13 protein-coding genes are annotated in these 16097 nt (G+C 61.7%); 4 read left to right on the top strand and 9 right to left on the bottom strand.

Features of this window, described 5'->3' with window-relative positions:
- Nucleotides 1-59: 59 nt before the first annotated feature.
- From ATY80_RS11420 to ATY80_RS11410, 3 genes are all read right to left on the bottom strand, one after another.
- Nucleotides 60-1610 carry a hypothetical protein gene (locus tag ATY80_RS11420; RefSeq protein ID WP_088692544.1) on the bottom strand — a complete coding sequence of 517 codons (1551 nt, stop codon included), beginning with the start codon at nucleotides 1608-1610 and terminating at the stop codon, nucleotides 60-62.
- A 234-nt stretch (nucleotides 1611-1844) separates the two neighbouring features.
- On the bottom strand, nucleotides 1845-2471 hold the full coding sequence (locus tag ATY80_RS11415) for a ribonuclease D (RefSeq protein WP_088692543.1): 627 nt from the start codon (nucleotides 2469-2471) through the stop codon (nucleotides 1845-1847).
- 75 nt (nucleotides 2472-2546) lie between these two features.
- Nucleotides 2547-3353 carry a MerR family transcriptional regulator gene (locus tag ATY80_RS11410; protein WP_088692628.1) on the bottom strand — a complete coding sequence of 269 codons (807 nt, stop codon included), beginning with the start codon at nucleotides 3351-3353 and terminating at the stop codon, nucleotides 2547-2549.
- A gap of 203 nt (nucleotides 3354-3556) precedes the next feature.
- Here ATY80_RS11410 and ATY80_RS11405 point away from each other — a divergent pair, with 203 nt between their 5' ends.
- Nucleotides 3557-4834 (top strand): 4-aminobutyrate--2-oxoglutarate transaminase, encoded by a 1278-nt coding sequence (locus ATY80_RS11405; protein WP_088692627.1) that lies wholly within the window; start codon nucleotides 3557-3559, stop codon nucleotides 4832-4834.
- 32 nt (nucleotides 4835-4866) lie between these two features.
- Nucleotides 4867-6348: an NAD-dependent succinate-semialdehyde dehydrogenase gene (locus ATY80_RS11400; protein WP_088692542.1), complete on the top strand. Its 1482-nt coding sequence runs from the start codon at nucleotides 4867-4869 to the stop codon at nucleotides 6346-6348.
- An 81-nt stretch (nucleotides 6349-6429) separates the two neighbouring features.
- Here the strand turns inward: ATY80_RS11400 and ATY80_RS11395 are convergent, their stop codons facing one another.
- Both ATY80_RS11395 and ATY80_RS11390 read right to left on the bottom strand, forming a co-directional pair.
- Nucleotides 6430-6867: a PACE efflux transporter gene (locus tag ATY80_RS11395; RefSeq protein ID WP_088692541.1), complete on the bottom strand. Its 438-nt coding sequence runs from the start codon at nucleotides 6865-6867 to the stop codon at nucleotides 6430-6432.
- A 118-nt stretch (nucleotides 6868-6985) separates the two neighbouring features.
- Complete coding sequence (locus ATY80_RS11390) at nucleotides 6986-7195, bottom strand: SlyX family protein (RefSeq protein WP_088692540.1); 210 nt, start codon at nucleotides 7193-7195, stop codon at nucleotides 6986-6988.
- Nucleotides 7196-7376: 181 nt separating this feature from the next.
- Between ATY80_RS11390 and uxaC the strand changes: the two genes are divergently transcribed.
- Both uxaC and ATY80_RS11380 read left to right on the top strand, forming a co-directional pair.
- Nucleotides 7377-8792 (top strand): glucuronate isomerase, encoded by a 1416-nt coding sequence (uxaC, locus tag ATY80_RS11385; protein ID WP_088692539.1) that lies wholly within the window; start codon nucleotides 7377-7379, stop codon nucleotides 8790-8792.
- Nucleotides 8789-10243 (top strand): mannitol dehydrogenase family protein, encoded by a 1455-nt coding sequence (locus tag ATY80_RS11380; protein WP_088692538.1) that lies wholly within the window; start codon nucleotides 8789-8791, stop codon nucleotides 10241-10243. The genes uxaC and ATY80_RS11380 overlap by 4 nt, the downstream gene beginning before the upstream one ends.
- A 263-nt stretch (nucleotides 10244-10506) precedes the next feature.
- Here ATY80_RS11380 and ATY80_RS11375 read toward each other — a convergent pair whose 3' ends face one another.
- The 4 genes from ATY80_RS11375 to ATY80_RS11360 form a co-directional block, all read right to left on the bottom strand.
- Entirely contained in the window at nucleotides 10507-12957 is a 2451-nt protein-coding gene (locus ATY80_RS11375) for an FAD-dependent oxidoreductase (RefSeq protein ID WP_088692537.1), read from the bottom strand.
- 1 nt (nucleotide 12958) lies between these two features.
- Nucleotides 12959-13834 (bottom strand): phosphotransferase, encoded by an 876-nt coding sequence (locus ATY80_RS11370; protein ID WP_088692536.1) that lies wholly within the window; start codon nucleotides 13832-13834, stop codon nucleotides 12959-12961.
- Nucleotides 13835-13899: 65 nt separating this feature from the next.
- Nucleotides 13900-14979, bottom strand: coding sequence for a sn-glycerol-3-phosphate ABC transporter ATP-binding protein UgpC (gene ugpC, locus ATY80_RS11365; protein WP_088692535.1), 1080 nt, complete (start codon nucleotides 14977-14979; stop codon nucleotides 13900-13902).
- Nucleotides 14980-15003: 24 nt separating this feature from the next.
- Nucleotides 15004-16077 (bottom strand): Gfo/Idh/MocA family oxidoreductase, encoded by a 1074-nt coding sequence (locus ATY80_RS11360; protein WP_088692534.1) that lies wholly within the window; start codon nucleotides 16075-16077, stop codon nucleotides 15004-15006.
- Between the last annotated feature and the right edge of the window lie 20 nt (nucleotides 16078-16097).

The following is a 16097-nucleotide window of genomic DNA, read 5'->3' as shown; positions in this document are numbered from 1 at the left end:
CCCGCCGGAGTGATCCGGCGGGTTCTTTGCATTTGTGCTGTCCATGCAAGTGTGGCTGGCTATTCCCAGTCGACCTTGCGCCGGTAGAGCATATAGGCCTCGTCCGCATTTGCAGCCATCGGCAGCGGCGGCGCCGGTCGGTGAGGCGGTGTTCCCGCCTTGATCTGACTTTCCCGGGAGGTCAGAGCCTCTGCGACTTCGTCGTCGGTGGCGAGACCCGTTCCTTCCTCCTCCGACGGTTCGCCGTGCTGCTCCGCATCTTGCTCCGACGGCTCGCCGCCATTGTGGTCTTCGCGGTACATCTCGCGGGCGCCGCTATCGTCAACCTTGTCCTTTGAGAATTCGTAGGGCTGCATCGCGTAGGGTACGCCCTCGACAATCTTCATCAGCACCGGCACATAGGTTTCGTCGATGGCCTGCTGCACGATCAGCGGGCCCTGGACTTCCGGAGCCTGATGTTTTTTCGCGGTTGCGATAGCTGCTTCGCCTGCCGGCTGTTCTGCCACGAGCGGTGACTGGCGTGCCATGCCTTCCGGCAGGGGCAGCGCGCGATCAGGCAGTGCAGTCAACTCCTCCGGCAGATCGGCCAGGATCGTCTCATCGAGGATGATGTCGATTTCGACTGCCGGATCCGGTTCGGCTGCCTCGAGCAGTGATTCCGTTTCCTGGTCCTGAATAATTGTCACGATCAGTTTCGTTGTATCGTCCGACAGGGACGCAGGTATCGCCGCCCAACTCTTCGGAATGATGGGATCGCCCTTGGATACCGCTCCGTTCGTGTCTGCGTGCATGGTTTCATGGGCCGCCTCGGCCTTTTCGCTGGACGCCACGCTCTCCAGCAAGACTTCGCCGAGCTCGGGGAGCGCTTCTTCGCCGGTCGCCTCGACAGCCGCTTCGGCGATTGGCCTGTCGGTGGAGACAGATCCTTTGATGAGTTGGACGGGCTCGCCATCTGCATTGAGATACGCGGCGGCAACGAGCGCCGTCCGCGGTTGCGGAGCTTCCGGCTCCTGCCTCGCCGTAACCGGAGCCCGCGCCGCGTCAGCAAGATTGTCCCGATGGATGCTGATTTCGGTCCGCTGCTCCTGGCGCACCGGCGAGGCATCGTTCTGGCCGTAGGAGCGAACGACGGCGCGGGCAGCCAGATCGCGATCCTTGTAACGAATGGTTTCGAGATAGGTGGCGATGCGGGCGGCTTCCGGTCCGGCCGGGTTTCGCAGTGCCTCGGCGAGCAACCGAAGCGGGACTGCATGGCCTTGCATTGCAAGCTGACGCTCTACCTGTTCGATTTTCGCCGACGGCAATTTCTGAATCGCGGCCGCCAGACGGGAGGCAAAGGCCAGATCGGTTTCATCTTCCTCCCGCGGGATTGAAAGCACCTGGCTGGTCGCATTGAGGACATCAAGAAGGGCGTCGACCATGCGTGCACGCACGGCCAGCAGCAGGATGTTGAGTTTGCCGGCAACGGAGGAATTAAGATCCGCGCCCTGGATCTGGTGGACCGGAGCAACGGTGCTGGCAGCGCGCACGAGGCCGTCAGTGCTCACGGCGGCCGTCTGCCCCTGGGAAGATAAACTTGCATTTGACGCTGCACGAACCGGAGTCAACATGTCATGCTCCTTCTTTCGTAAAGTGCGATGAAAGCAGGTTACAAGAAGGCCGCGCTCATCCGGCCCGTCGCATTCCCCGGCAGTTCCTTGCTGCGCGACGTGACGCTCCATTGCGCCGTCGAATGCATAAAAATTGGTAAACAATTTAACGACGCGGCGGTTAACGAATCGCTAATGGCCGGTGCGCGGTTGGGCCACACCCCCGGTCCTGTCTGTCCAAAATCCAGAAATGTCTCAGCTATGCGCGAAGATGTCGGCTTCTTCCCAGCCGAGCAGGTCGAGCTTGGCCCGTGTCGGAAGGAATTGGAAGCAGGCATTGGCGTGATCCATGCGGCCGTCGCGCACCAGCCGTTCAGTCAGCTTGTCACGCAACGCATGCAGGTAGAGGACGTCGGAGGCGGCGTACTCCAGCTGGGCTTGCGACAGAGTTGCTGCCGCCCAGTCGGAAGACTGCTGCGCCTTGGAAATATCGACCTCAAGCATTTCCTTGAGATTATCCTTGAGGCCGTGCCGATCGGTGTAGGTGCGGCAAAGGCGCGAGGCAATCTTCGTGCAGAACACCGGCTGGGCGGTGACTCCGAACGTATGGAACAGAACCGCGATGTCGAAGCGGCCGTAGTGGAAGATCTTCTGGCGGGAAGGATCCGCCAGCATCGCAACCAGGTTCGGTGCGTCTTTCTGGCCGGCAGCGATGCGGATGACATCAGCCGAACCGTCGCCCGGCGAGAGTTGGACGACGCAAAGCCTGTCCCGGCGCGGCACGAGGCCGAGCGTTTCGGTATCGATCGCAATGGCTCCGGTGTAGCGCGCAGCATCCGCCGCGGAGATATCACCTTCATGGTAACGTATGGTGGCTGCCATCGATCTCGTCTCTCACTCAAACTGTCACTTGTGGCGCTATAGCGCAAAGTCACCGCAGACGATACCGCCAAGGTTTCAGAATGTCGGCGGCGTATTGATCCAGAGGACGATAGTTTCGCCGTCGTGACGGTTGCGCCAGGAATGGTAGCGGCGGCTCTCGAAGTAGAGCGAATCGCCCGGCCCAAGGTCGAAGAATTGATCGGAATCCAGCACCAGTTCCAGCCGCCCGGAGAGCACGTGCATAAACTCCTCGCCCTCGTGGCGATAGGCGCCTTCGCTTGCCGCGCCGGGCGCGAGCACGAAACGGTGGCAATCCATCATCGTGCGCCCTTCGGCCAGAAGCTGGACGGTAACACCGGGCGTCGTTTCCGGCCATGTGCGCCAGGCGCCGGCACGAACGACCGCAGGCACGTCGTCGCGTTCCTCCCCGGACAGGCGAGAAACCGTGGTGCCGTAATATTCGGCGAGGTCGTGCAGCGTCTTGAAGCTCACCCCCTGGGACGTGCGCTCCAGAGTCGACAGCGTCGAGGCAGCAAGGCCGATGTCGCCCGCGACCTGATCCAGCGTCTTACCCGCGCCATGGCGCAGGCTGCGCAGCCGCCGTCCGAGATCCGAAGAGTCCGCTGTTTCCGAGCTTTCCGACGGTTCCTCGCTTTCCAGCGCCTCGCGAATGGCCGCCGGATTGAGTCCGCGCTCGGTTCGATACCAGGCTATCTTCTTGATTCGCGCGACGTCTTCGGTGCTGTATTGCCGGTGTCCGGTGTCCGAGCGGTCCGGAACGACAAGCCCCTGGCTTTCCCAAAGACGCAAGGTGGATGCGGAAACGCCCGCCGATTTTGCCGCCTCCGCTACCTTGTAGCGCACGGGCGTCCCATTGTTCATAAGCCAAATATTCCCGGTTCGTTTGTCTTCTTGAGGCCTCTCCGGCCTTCGTTTCTTGAGTCGACCATCGCCGAAAACGGCGACGGTTTGAAGCGGAAAATGCCGCTTGCTTTCTTGCAGGAAAAATGTAGGAGTTTTGTACATATCTTGCAGAAGTTATGCAAGATCGTTTTCAACTCATTCCAAAGCGCAGGAACGCACCGATGACCGCGACCACTCTTACAGACCGGAAGAATGCTGCCATTTCGCGCGGCGTTGGCATGACCACGCAGATCTATGCCGATCGCGCAGAGAACGCCGAAATCTGGGACAAGGAAGGTCGCCGCTATATCGATTTCGCGGCAGGTATCGCCGTTCTCAACACCGGTCATCGCCACCCGCGCGTGATCGCTGCCGTCAAGGAACAGCTCGATCACTTCACCCATACCTGCCATCAGGTCGTCCCCTACGAAAACTACGTACATCTTGCCGAGCGCCTGAATGCGCTGACGCCCGGCAATTTCGAGAAGAAGACGATCTTCGTCACGACGGGCGCCGAAGCCGTCGAGAATGCCGTGAAAATCGCGCGTGCCGCGACCGGTCGCTCCGCCGTCATCGCCTTTGGCGGCGGGTTCCATGGCCGCACCTTCATGGGCATGGCGCTGACAGGCAAGGTCGTTCCCTACAAGGTCGGTTTCGGCGCAATGCCGGGCGATGTCTTCCACGTTCCGTTCCCGGTCGAACTCCATGGCGTGACGCCGGATCAGTCGCTCGGCGCGCTGAAGAAGCTGTTTGCCGCCGATGTCGATCCGCAGCGCGTCGCCGCCATCATCATCGAGCCGGTCCAGGGCGAGGGTGGTTTCTACTCGGCGCCGGCCTCCTTCATGAAGGCGCTGCGCGAGATCTGCGACCAGCATGGCATCCTGCTGATCGCCGATGAGGTCCAGACCGGCTTTGCCCGGACCGGCAAGCTGTTTGCGATGGATCATCACGAGGTCGCGCCCGACATGATGACAATGGCCAAGAGCCTCGCCGGCGGCTTCCCGCTCGCAGCCGTCACCGGTCGCGCCGAGATCATGGATGCGCCGGGACCGGGCGGTCTTGGCGGCACCTATGGCGGCAATCCGCTCGGCATCGCGGCCGCTCATGCGGTTCTTGACGTCATCAAGGATGAGGATCTCTGCAACCGTGCCAATCAGCTTGGCAGCCGGCTCAAGCAGCGACTGGAATCGCTTCGCGAAAGAGCGCCCGAGATCGTCGACATCCGCGGTCCGGGCTTCATGAACGCCGTCGAATTCAACGACAAGACGACGAAGCTGCCGAGCGCCGAATTCGCCAACAAGGTGCGCCTGATCGCGCTGGAGAAGGGCCTGATCCTTCTGACCTGCGGTGTGCACGGAAACGTCATCCGTTTCCTCGCCCCGATCACGATTCAGGACAGCGTATTCGGCGAAGCGCTCGACATTCTGGAAGCCTCGATCCTCGAGGCAAGCGGCAAGTAAGGCGATAACCTCTTTGCCTGGAGTTACATGACATGGCATTCACGACTGCACTGACAAAACACGTTTCCTTCTCCTCGCCTTTCCTGCGCGACGCCGGTTACATTAACGGTATCTGGACGGCTGGTGGGGCGACCAAGACCTTCGACGTCCTCAATCCTGCTACCGGTGAGGTTCTCGCCTCATTGCCCGACATGGGCGCTGCCGAAACGCGGGAAGCAATCGATGCCGCCTATGCCGCGCAGCCGGCCTGGGCGGCCCGTCCCGCCAAGGAACGCGCCGGAATCCTGCGTAAGTGGTTCGATCTGATGGTCGCCCATGCCGACGAGCTGGCGGCGATCCTGACGGCTGAAATGGGCAAGCCCTTCGCGGAGGCTCGCGGCGAAATTCTTTACGCCGCAGCCTATGTCGAATGGTATGCGGAGGAAGCCAAGCGTATCTATGGCGAAACGATCCCCGCGCCCTCGAACGACAAGCGCATGATCGTCATCAAGCAGCCCGTTGGTGTCGTTGGCACCATCACGCCCTGGAATTTCCCGGCCGCGATGATCACCCGCAAGATCGCTCCGGCGCTCGCCGTTGGCTGCACCGTCGTTTCCAAGCCGGCCGAACAGACGCCGCTGTCGGCGCTGGCGCTTGCCGTTCTCGCCGAGCAGGCTGGTATTCCCGCCGGCGTCTTTAACGTCATCGTTGGCGAAGACGGCCCGGCGATCGGCAAGGAACTCTGTGGCAACGACAAGGTGCGAAAGATCAGCTTCACCGGCTCGACGGAGGTTGGCCGCATCCTGATGCGCCAGTGCGCCGATCAGATCAAGAAGATCAGCCTCGAACTCGGCGGCAATGCGCCCTTCATCGTCTTCGACGATGCGGATCTCGACGCTGCAGTCGAAGGCGCTCTGGCGTCGAAGTACCGCAATGCCGGCCAGACCTGTGTCTGCGCCAACCGCCTCTACGTGCAATCCGGCGTCTACGATGCCTTTGCCGCCAAGCTCGCCGCGAAGGTGGGAGAAATGTCCGTCGGCGACGGCTTCAAGGCTGGCGTGACGATCGGCCCGTTGATCGATGAGCAGGGACTGGCGAAGGTGGAAAGCCACGTCGCGGATGCGGTGTCGAAGGGCGCGAGGATCGTCACGGGCGGCAAGCGCATCGAGGGTGCAGGCACCTTCTTCACGCCAACAGTGCTCACCGGTGTTACCCGCGAGATGACGGTCGCGCGCGAAGAGACCTTCGGTCCGGTCGCCCCGCTCTTCCGTTTCGATACTGTGGAAGATGTGATCGCGCAGGCCAACGACACCGAGTTTGGCCTCGCCGCCTACTTCTTCGCCGGCGACCTGAAGAAGGTCTGGCGTGTCGCCGAGGCGCTGGAATACGGCATGGTCGGCATCAACACTGGCCTGATGTCGGCGGAAACGGCGCCATTCGGAGGCATCAAGCAATCCGGCCTTGGCCGCGAAGGCTCGCGTCACGGCGCCGACGACTATCTCGAGATGAAATATCTCTGCATGGGCAATGTCTGATCGCTGGATCGCTCACGCCTTGAAAATCAACGGGATCGCTGGCAACGGCGGTCCCGTTTTCTTTTGGCCAGCAAAACGGGCCTATGATTCCTCGGCGGCTGGCTGCCAGTCCGGCAGCGGGAAGACCCGGTCATAGGCCCAGTTGAAGACGAAGGCGTAGACCACATAGAAAAGCGCGAAGGATACGTCCATCATCAGCGCTTGAACGACACTGATCCCAAGGTACCAGGCGATCATCGGCAGAAGCGCCAAAAGCAATCCCGTCTCGAACATCACGGCATGCAACAGGCGCATTGCGACACTCTTTTGCGTGCCGCCGGTCAGACGCTTAATCAGGTGATCGAAGCCGAGATTGTAGATGTAGTTCCAAACCGTCGCCAGCGTCGCGCCGGCAACGCCGACCACGCCGATATCGGCCATGGGCATGCCGAAGGCGAGTGCCCCGAGCGGCGTGACGAGCGCTAATCCGATGATTTCGAAGCTGATGGCGTGACGGATACGATCCGCGGTCTTCCGCATGATTACCCCAATGGGAATATTCGGGTCGTCCCGAGTTGATGCCCATGGAGGGGGAGGTCGTCCTCACGCCCCTTTTAATAGGCATTCCGGCTGCCAAGAACAAGGGTGGGAGCTTTGCTTAGTAGTGCGGCGGCCGTGTAATTGCCGGGGCTTCCAGCGATCGCTCCTCAAGCGACAAAAACCGCTCCGTCAGCCTATCGAGCTTGGCGCGCGTTTGCTCAACGACCTTCCATTGTTCGGCCAGCTGGTCGGACAACTCTTCGATCGTCTTTGCCTGGTGAGCGACGATTTCCTCGAGCTTCGTCACGCGGCTTGTCTCTTCGGACATGGAACCTCCTTGCCGCAAGCGGCCAATTTCGTCCGCATCTGAAAAGCGGAAATAGTTCGCGCGGTCAATCGTTTCGAGGGTTGAACGGAGCGATTCGCAAAAGCGAACTGTTTGGTTACTAAAAGCCCTTGCCGCGTTCCGTCTTGTGGGGTAGGCCGATAGCTCTCAGGAGGAATTCTAGATGGATGTTGGAAACGGCTTTCTTCATCCGGACCGGCTCTTTCCGGCCGATCCGGCAACACGCACGATCGCGCGGGATCTTTACGAGATGGTTCGCGCGCTGCCGATCGTAAGCCCGCACGGGCATACCGAGCCGTCATGGTTTGCCGACGACAAGCCGTTCGAGGATGCCTCCTCGCTGCTCGTCATTCCGGATCACTATCTCTTCCGTATGTTGCATAGCGTCGGCGTCAAGCTCGATGATCTCGGCGTTCCGCGCCTCGACGGCAAGCCGGTCGCCAAGGGACGCGACATCTGGCGCGCTTTCGCCGCGCAGTACCATCTCTTCCGCGGCACGCCCTCCAGCCTCTGGGTTGATCACGCGATGTCGGCCGTTCTCGGCTGCGAAGAGCCGCTAACGCCTGAAAATGCGGATGCGCTTTACGACCATATCAATGCTCAGCTGGCGCTGCCGGAATTCCGCCCGCGTGCCCTGCACAGGCGTTTCGATATCGAGACGATCGCGACGACCGAAGGCGCGCTCGACCCGCTGGTGCACCACCAGAAGATGGCGCAAGACGGCTGGATCGGCCGCGTCCGTACCACCTATCGGCCAGACAGCGTCACCGACCCGGATGCCGTCGGCTTCCGCGAAAACCTCGTTCGGCTCGGCGAATTGACCGATTGCGACGTGACGAAGTGGGGTGGGCTGATCGATGCCCACCGCAAGCGCCGTGCCTATTTCCGCCAATTCGGCGCGACCGCCACCGACCATGGGGTCCCGACGGCCTTCACCGCGGACCTGCCGCTGGCCGACAAGCAGCGCCTGCTCGACAAGGCGTACAAGGGCACGCTGAGCGCCGACGAAGCGGAGCTTTTCCGTGGCCAGATGCTGACCGAGATGGCCGGGCTTTCGGCCGAAGACGGCATGACGATGCAGATCCATGCCGGGTCGCGCCGCAACACCGATCGCGAACTGTTCCAGACCCGCGGTCCGAACATGGGTGCGGATATCCCGACACCGACCGATTGGGTTGGCGGACTTTCCGCCATGCTCGCAAAATACGGTCATGCGCCGGGCCTGCGCGTGCTACTGTTCACGCTCGACGAGACGAGCTATGCGCGCGAGTTGGCGCCGATGGCCGGCCATTGGCCATGCCTGATGATCGGTCCGCCCTGGTGGTTCCACGACAGCCCGAACGGCATCCGCCGCTATCTCGATCAGGTGGTCGAGACGGCGGGATTCGCCAATCTGGCGGGCTTCAACGACGATACGCGCGCGCTTCTGTCGATCCCGGCCCGCCACGATGTCTGGCGCCGCGAAGTCTGCCGGTTCCTGGCGCAGTTCGTGAGCGAACACCGCATGTCGCGCAAGGAAGCCGAGATCGTCGCCGGCGAACTCTCTTATGGAAACGCAAAGAAGGCATACAAGCTGTGACCGAACGTCTGACGAGCCTTTCCGGCCTCGCGCCGACAGCCAAGCTTCCCGGCTACGATCGCAAGGCATTGAAGACGGGTATCCTGCATCTCGGTCCGGGCGCCTTCTTTCGCGCCCACTTCGCGCCCTTCACAGATGCCGCGATTGCGGCAGCCGGCGGCGACTGGGGCATCGAGGTCGCAAGCCTGCGCACGGCCGATGTTGCCGATCACCTGAACGAGCAGAACGGGCTCTATACGATGCTCGTGCGCGACACCTCGGGCACGACGGCGCATGTCATCGGCCCGATCCTGCGCGCCCATGTGGCGACCCGCAATCCCGGCGATCTCCTTGCCCGGCTTGAGGATCCCGCGATCAAGATCGTCAGTCTGACGGTCACCGAGAAGGCTTACGGCTTCGACTCCGCGACAGGCGGGCTCGACTTGAAGCACCCAGATATTGCCGCCGACCTTGCCAACCGCCATGCGCCCCGCGGCGTTATCGGCTATCTCGTCGAAGGTCTTGCGCGCCGCCGCGCCAAGGGTATCGCACCGTTCACACCGCTCAGCTGCGATAACCTGCCGAGCAACGGCGCCGTATTGAAGCGGCTCGTGCTCGAGTTTGCCGCTCGCATCGATCCGGAACTGAGGCAGTGGATCGAGGAGAATGTACCTTTCCCATCGACCATGGTCGATCGCATCACGCCGGCAAGCACGGATGCTACCTATCGCGATGCCGAAAGGCTCACGGGCCGGCAGGATCTGGCGGCGATCGAGACCGAACCCTTCACGCAATGGGTGATCGAGGATCACTTCGCCAACGGCCGCCCGGAATGGGAAAAGGCCGGCGCGCTGATGGTCGAGGAAGTCTCGGCTTACGAAAAGATGAAGCTGCGGATGCTGAACGGCGCGCATTCGCTGCTCGCCTATCTAGGTTACATAGGCGGCTATGAATTCATCCGCGACGTCATGGATGATACCGGCCTTGCAGCTCTGGCACGCCGTCACATGAATGCGGCCGCCGCCACGCTCGATCCCGTTCCGGGCATCGATCTTGATGCCTATGCCGACGAGTTGATCGCACGCTTCGCAAACAAGGCGATTGCCCACCGCACCTATCAGATCGCCATGGATGGCACGCAAAAGCTGCCGCAGCGTCTTCTGGAGCCTGCGACCGAGGCTTTGACGCATGGCGCGAAGGCTGAGACCTACGCGATCGCGGTGGCTGCGTGGATGCGCTACGCCCTTGGCGTTGACAGGAAAGGCGAAAACTACGAATTGCGCGATCCCCGAGCGGTGGAAATTGCCGCATTGCTGGCCAATGTGCCGCGCAATGGCGGCGCCGTGTCGAAGGCCCTGTTCGGGTTACCAGGCCTTTTCCCGGCAGCGCTGACCGGCAACGTAGCCTGGACGGAGGATGTGGTAAACAAGCTGGAAATCCTGATCCAGGACAACAAGCTGCCGCTGTTTTGACAAGGGTGCTGCGATGAGAAGGATCGTCGCAGCATGGATTTTCGAGGCACGCGATTGGCGCATCCGCGGTGATAATCCGTTTCGGCGGGGGTGCCCTCCAACGCGTCGTCCCTGTGCTTGTCAAAGGGATCGAACACACCCAAGCCCTCAGGCTCCGGAGGCTCTTTTTCGCGGCTTGTAAATCATTCACCGCGCCGACGCGCGGTGGCTGGATTTTTATGAAAAGCACAGGAACGAGGGCCCAAGGCGCGATGCGCGCTTGATCAGGCCTTCACCCTCACCATCTCCGGATCGTACAACGGTTTCAGCGAAACCCGGCAGGGGACACGCTCGCGAGCCACGTCGAGTTCGTAGCGGCCTGACAGAACGAAGTCTTCGCTTACGTCTTCCACATTGCGCACATAGCCGTAGCCGATCGACTTGCCGACCGTGTAGCCGAAGCCGCCGCTGGAGAGCCAGCCGATGCGCTTGCCGTCGCGGTAGATCGTCTCGCGGCCAAGCAGCACGACATTGGGATCATCGGGCACGAAGCAGGCCAGCATCTTCTTGACGCCTGACGCGAGCTGCTGTTCGATCGCTTCGCGGCCCCGAAACGGCGTGTTCTTTCTCGTCTTCACGGCCCAGCCAAGCCCGGCTTCGATGGGCGTATGGTCCGGGCCGATATCCGAACCCCAGGCGCGATAGCCCTTCTCAAGGCGGCAGCTTTCGATGGCGCGGTAGCCGGCATTGGTGAGCTGCAGCGGAGCACCCGCCGCCATCAAGGCGTCATAAACAGTCGTTGCGTATTCGATCGGCACATGCAGCTCGTATCCGAGTTCCCCGACATAGGTGATGCGCAGCGCCCGAACGGGGCAGCCGGCGATACCGATGGTCTTGATGCGGCCGAACGGGAATGCGGCATTGGAAACGTTGCTGTTTGTGACCTTCTCGAGCACTGCGCGCGCATTCGGCCCCATCAGCGAAAGGACGGAATAGGCGGAGGTGACGTCGACGAGCTCCGCGTGCATCCCGTCAGGAATATTGCGTGCGATCCAATCGAAGTCATGCGTCGCGAAACCGGTGCCGGTCACGATGTAATACTCGTCGTCGGCCACGCGCGCGCAGGTGAGATCGCATTCGATACCGCCCTTGTCGTTTAGCATCTGCGTGTAGACGAGCGAGCCGACCGGTTTTGCTACATCGTTGGAGGCGATCCACGAAAGCGCAGCCTCGGCATCGCGCCCCTTCAACACGAATTTGGCGAAAGACGTCTGATCGAAGATCACGGCGGCCTCACGCACGGCCTTGTGCTCGCGCCCGACGGCCTCGAACCAATTCTGGCGATCGTAGGTGTAGATATCCTTCGGCTCCTCGTTGGCGAAGAGATCGGCAAACCAGTTCGGCCGCTCCCATCCAAGCTTTTCGCCGAAACAGGCGCCCTGCGCCTTCAGGCGGTCGTAGAGCGGCGATTTGCGGCACGGCCGACCGCTGGAATACTCCTCGAAGGGGAAGGCCAGCGTGTAGTGCTTGCCGTAGGCCTCAAGCGTGCGGGTACGCACCCAGTCCGTATCGAAGTGCGGGCGGCCGAAGCGGCGGATATCGACCGGCCAGAGATCGTAGGGCGGCTCGCCCTTGGCAACCCATTCGGCGAGCGCCATGCCGGCGCCGCCACCGGACGCGATACCGAAGGCGTTGAAGCCGGCGCCGACGAAGAAGTTCTTCAGCTCCGGCGCTTCGCCGAGAATGAAGTTGCCATCGGGCGTGAAGCTCTCCGGCCCGTTCAGCAGCTGCTTGACGCCGACGTTCTCCAGCGCCGGAACTCGGCCAAGCGCCTGCTCCATGATCTGTTCGAAATGATCGAAATTGCTGTCGAGCAGCGTGTAGTGGAAGCCCTCGGGAATACCATCCTTCGCCCATGCGATCGGGTTCGGCTCGTAGCCGCCCATGACGATGCCGCCGACCTCTTCCTTGTAGTAGGTCAGCCGGTCGGGGTCGCGCAGCGTCGGCAGGTTCGAGGGAACACCAAAAGACTCGGTGATGATATACTGGTGCTCGACGGAGACGAGCGGCACATTGACGCCGAAGCGGGCGGCAAAGGCTCGCGTCCACTGCCCGGCGCAGACGACGACGCGTTCACATTCGATCCGTCCATGCTCGGTGATGACAGCGCGGATCCGACCCTTTTCGATCTCGAGGTCGATCACCTCGGTATCCTCGAAGATCGAAACGCCGGACATGCGGGCGCCTCTGGCAAGTGCCTGGGTGATGTCCGACGGGTTGGCCTGGCCATCGGTCGGTAGGTAGGCGGCGCCGACGAGGTCATCGATTGTCATCAGCGGCCAGAGATCGAAAGCCTCCTGCGGCGTCAGCAGCTGCATGTCGAGCCCGAAGGATTGCGCCGTCGTCGCCTGCCGCTTGACCTCGGTCCAGCGCTCCTCGTTGCAGGCAAGGCGCAGGCCGCCATTCATCTTCCAGCCGGTCCCGAGTCCTGTCTCGGCTTCGAGCTTCTTGTAGAGATCGACGGAATAGCCGAGCAGTTGCGTGATGTTGGCGCTGGTGCGCAACTGGCCGACGAGGCCGGCCGCATGGAAGGTCGTACCCGAAGTCAGTTTCTTGCGCTCGAGCAGCACCGTATCCGTCCAGCCGAGCTTGCCGAGATGATAAGCCGTCGAGCAGCCGATGATCCCGCCGCCGATGACGACCGCCTTGGCGGTCTTTGGCAATTCCTTCGTCATACTATCGATCCTGTTCAAAAGCGTCATAGGCGCGCTCGAAGCGCGCTAAGTTCTCGGCCGTATAGCCGGCGTAGTCGAAGTCGATGATGGAGTGGATTTCGGAGACCATGCTCCATAATGTCTCGCGCAGCAGCGACGCGCATTTCATGGCCTGGTAGCGCCGCCAGAGATCAGCACTCAGCGGCATCCGGCAGTAGGCCTCGAGCATGGATCGCTCGGTCGCCTCGGAAAACTCGCTGTTGGAGGCAAGGCCGCCCAGATCGAAGAGCGGTGTGTTGAACCCCGCATAGTCCCAGTCGATCAGCCACAGGCGCTTGCCGTCATCGAGGAAGTTGGCGGCCAGCATGTCGTTGTGGCCGAAGGCGATCTCGAACGGGCCGCCCGCGGCCTCCAACGTTTCGGCCTTGGCGAGTAGATCCGGGAAAAGCCGGCGATAGGCGCTGTTTGCGGCCTCCAGATTGGCGATGTAATCGCGAATGACATGGAATACCCAGAAGATCGCCGCCGCACCGCGAAATTCGCGGGCGATGTCATGATGGCAGGCCCGCACCAGCGGGATGACGCGCTCCAACATCTCGGGGCGTCGAATGTCCTCGGGGGAGAGCGCCTTCGACTCGATATAGTCGAGGACGAGCACACCGGGCGCGTGATGAATGACTTCAGGCGAAAGCCCAGCAGCATGTGCAGCCTGGCTTGCGGCAAGCTCGTTCTGCCGGCTGATGTGGTGGACCGGGATATCTTCTCCGAGCCGGACAACGCGTCGAACCGTGCGATCCCGCACCAGATAGTTCCGATTGGTAATGCCGCCGGTAATAGGCACAATTTCGATCGGACCCTGCCATATGCCAAGCGCATGAATCCGATCTTCAGGCGTCACGCTTTTCCCCTTCGCGGCCTATCCTATTGAAATCATGGCCAGAGCGGGATCAGCTGTCAAGCGCGCTAGATGGCGGCGCCTGATGCGTCAAAGACGTGACACCGCGCCGGGTCGAAGGACGCTTTCACGTTCGTTCCGCGTTCGACCTTCTGCTGTCCGTCGAGCGCAATCGTCAACTGCTGTCCGTCCGGGGTCTTCGCATAGAGCATGGTGGCGCCGCCAAGGTTCTCGACGAGGTCGATGTTGACAGTCGCAAGCGTGATGCCGCTATTTTCGAGTACGGAAAGATGTTCCGGACGGATGCCGAAGGTGATGGTCTGGCCTGCTTCGGCCTTCAGCCGCCGCGGCAGGCGAACGGCGTTGCCGCAGACGTTGATGATCGTCTCGGCCTCACCGACCTGCTCGACCCTCGCCTGCAGGAAGTTCATCTTCGGGCTGCCGATAAAGCCCGCCACGAAGCGGTTGGCGGGATTGTTGTAGAGGTCGAGCGGCGCTCCGACCTGTTCGATGCGGCCGGAGTTCAGCACCACGATCTTGTCGGCCATGGTCATGGCCTCCACCTGGTCGTGGGTGACGTAGATCATGGTGTTGCCGAGGCTGCGATGCAGGCGGGAGATCTCGACGCGCATCTGCACGCGCAGTTCCGCGTCGAGGTTGGAGAGCGGCTCGTCGAAGAGGAAGATGCGCGGCTCGCGCACGATCGCGCGGCCGATCGCTACGCGTTGGCGCTGACCGCCGGAGAGCGCCTTCGGCTTGCGTTCCAGCAGCTTCTCGATCTGCAGGATTTCGGCGGCGCGCTTCACCTTCGGCTGGATCTCGGCCTTCTTGTAGCCGGCGGTCTCAAGCCCGAAGGCAAGGTTCTTGTAAACCGACATATGCGGGTAGAGCGCATAGGATTGGAAGACCATTGCGATGCCGCGCTTGGCCGGCGCAACTTCGTTCATCCGCTCGTTGTCGAGCAGAAGCGCGCCGCCGGTGATCTCCTCAAGGCCTGCGATCATACGCAGCAGCGTGGACTTGCCGCAGCCCGAGGGGCCGACAAAGACCGCGAACTCGCCGGGATCGATCTTTAGGTCGATGCCGTGGATAACATCAAGGGCGCCGTAGCGCTTTTCGACCTTCTGGAGAACGACGCTTGTTGCCATGATCTCAGGATCCTCCCTGGTCCGTTACTTCGTGCGAGCACGCCAATCGGCGTACTTCGGGCTGTCCGATCCGATCGGCAGGATGACTTCGTTGCCGGTATCGGACGATTGATAGATCGCGGTGACGAGTTCCAGCGCGCGGCGCGCGTCCCTTGTCGTCACCGGTAGCGGCCCGTTGCCGCTGAGATAGGCATGGAAATGCTCCATCTGGGTGGTGAAACGCGGCGCCACCGGCTGCCAGTCGCCGATGACGGCGTCGATGCGCGCCTGAACCTCGTCATTGGCGGCGATGATCTTCCACGGATCCTTGCCCGGCGAATAGGGCTCGTGGTTGCTCTCGAAGGTGACGTTCTCGAAATGCAGCCGCAGGCGGCTTATCTGCTCCTGCGAACCAAGCGTGCACGAGAGCGATACGAAGGCGCCATTCTGCATCAAAAGGCTGGCGGAGGCGCAGTCCTCGACCTCGATATCGTTGACCCGGGTGGCGACGCGGCCGAAGACCTTCGAAACCGGGCCCATCAGATGCAGCAGCATGTCATGCAGATGCAGCGCGTGCGTCACCAGCACACCGCCGAGCTCGGTCGCCCATTTGCCGCGCCACGGCACGGAATAGTATTCGGGCGTGCGCAGCCAAAATGTCTCCACCGAGCCCATATAGGGCTTGCCTGCGATACCGGCCTCAATGATCCGCTTCGCCTTCTCGATGCCGTCGCCGTAGCGATACTGGAAGATCGGCATCAGCGTTCCCTTGGCTGCCTTCTCCGCCTGCATGATCGTGTCGACCCCGGAAAGTGAGCCGGTCAGCGGCTTCTCGCAGATGACATGCTTGCCCACTGCCAGCGCCGCGACCACCTGCTCTAGGTGAATGCCGGGCGGCGTGCAGATGTCGACGATGTCGACGCTCTCGTCATCAAGCACATCGGCAAACGAGGTCGTGCGCTTGGCGATGTCGAACTCGTCGCCGATCTCGCGCAGCCGCTCTTCGTTGAGGTCGCAGATCGCCACGACCTTGAACTTTTCCGGATGCGGCAGGTAGCCTTCGACGATGTGGGAACGGCCGATGCCGCAGCCAACGATCGCAACTCTCTTGATACTCATTGATCTATATCCGTAACTGC

This window comes from Rhizobium sp. R711 (assembly GCF_002211365.1).
Taxonomy (GTDB): domain Bacteria; phylum Pseudomonadota; class Alphaproteobacteria; order Rhizobiales; family Rhizobiaceae; genus Rhizobium.
The sequence above is the reverse complement of the archived record's forward strand: the minus strand, read 5'-3'. Positions and strand labels throughout refer to the sequence as shown.

Excerpts from the sequence above, each read along its gene's own strand:
- ATY80_RS11420 (WP_088692544.1), bottom strand. The coding sequence starts at position 1,610 with ATGTTGACTCCGGTTCGTGCAGCGTCAAATGCAAGTTTATCTTCCCAG.
- ATY80_RS11415 (WP_088692543.1), bottom strand. The coding sequence starts at position 2,471 with ATGGCAGCCACCATACGTTACCATGAAGGTGATATCTCCGCGGCGGAT.
- ATY80_RS11410 (WP_088692628.1), bottom strand. The coding sequence starts at position 3,353 with ATGAACAATGGGACGCCCGTGCGCTACAAGGTAGCGGAGGCGGCAAAA.
- ATY80_RS11405 (WP_088692627.1), top strand. The coding sequence starts at position 3,557 with ATGACCGCGACCACTCTTACAGACCGGAAGAATGCTGCCATTTCGCGC.
- ATY80_RS11400 (WP_088692542.1), top strand. The coding sequence starts at position 4,867 with ATGGCATTCACGACTGCACTGACAAAACACGTTTCCTTCTCCTCGCCT.
- ATY80_RS11395 (WP_088692541.1), bottom strand. The coding sequence starts at position 6,867 with ATGCGGAAGACCGCGGATCGTATCCGTCACGCCATCAGCTTCGAAATC.
- ATY80_RS11390 (WP_088692540.1), bottom strand. The coding sequence starts at position 7,195 with ATGTCCGAAGAGACAAGCCGCGTGACGAAGCTCGAGGAAATCGTCGCT.
- uxaC (WP_088692539.1), top strand. The coding sequence starts at position 7,377 with ATGGATGTTGGAAACGGCTTTCTTCATCCGGACCGGCTCTTTCCGGCC.
- ATY80_RS11375 (WP_088692537.1), bottom strand. The coding sequence starts at position 12,957 with ATGACGAAGGAATTGCCAAAGACCGCCAAGGCGGTCGTCATCGGCGGC.
- ugpC (WP_088692535.1), bottom strand. The coding sequence starts at position 14,979 with ATGGCAACAAGCGTCGTTCTCCAGAAGGTCGAAAAGCGCTACGGCGCC.
- ATY80_RS11360 (WP_088692534.1), bottom strand. The coding sequence starts at position 16,077 with ATGAGTATCAAGAGAGTTGCGATCGTTGGCTGCGGCATCGGCCGTTCC.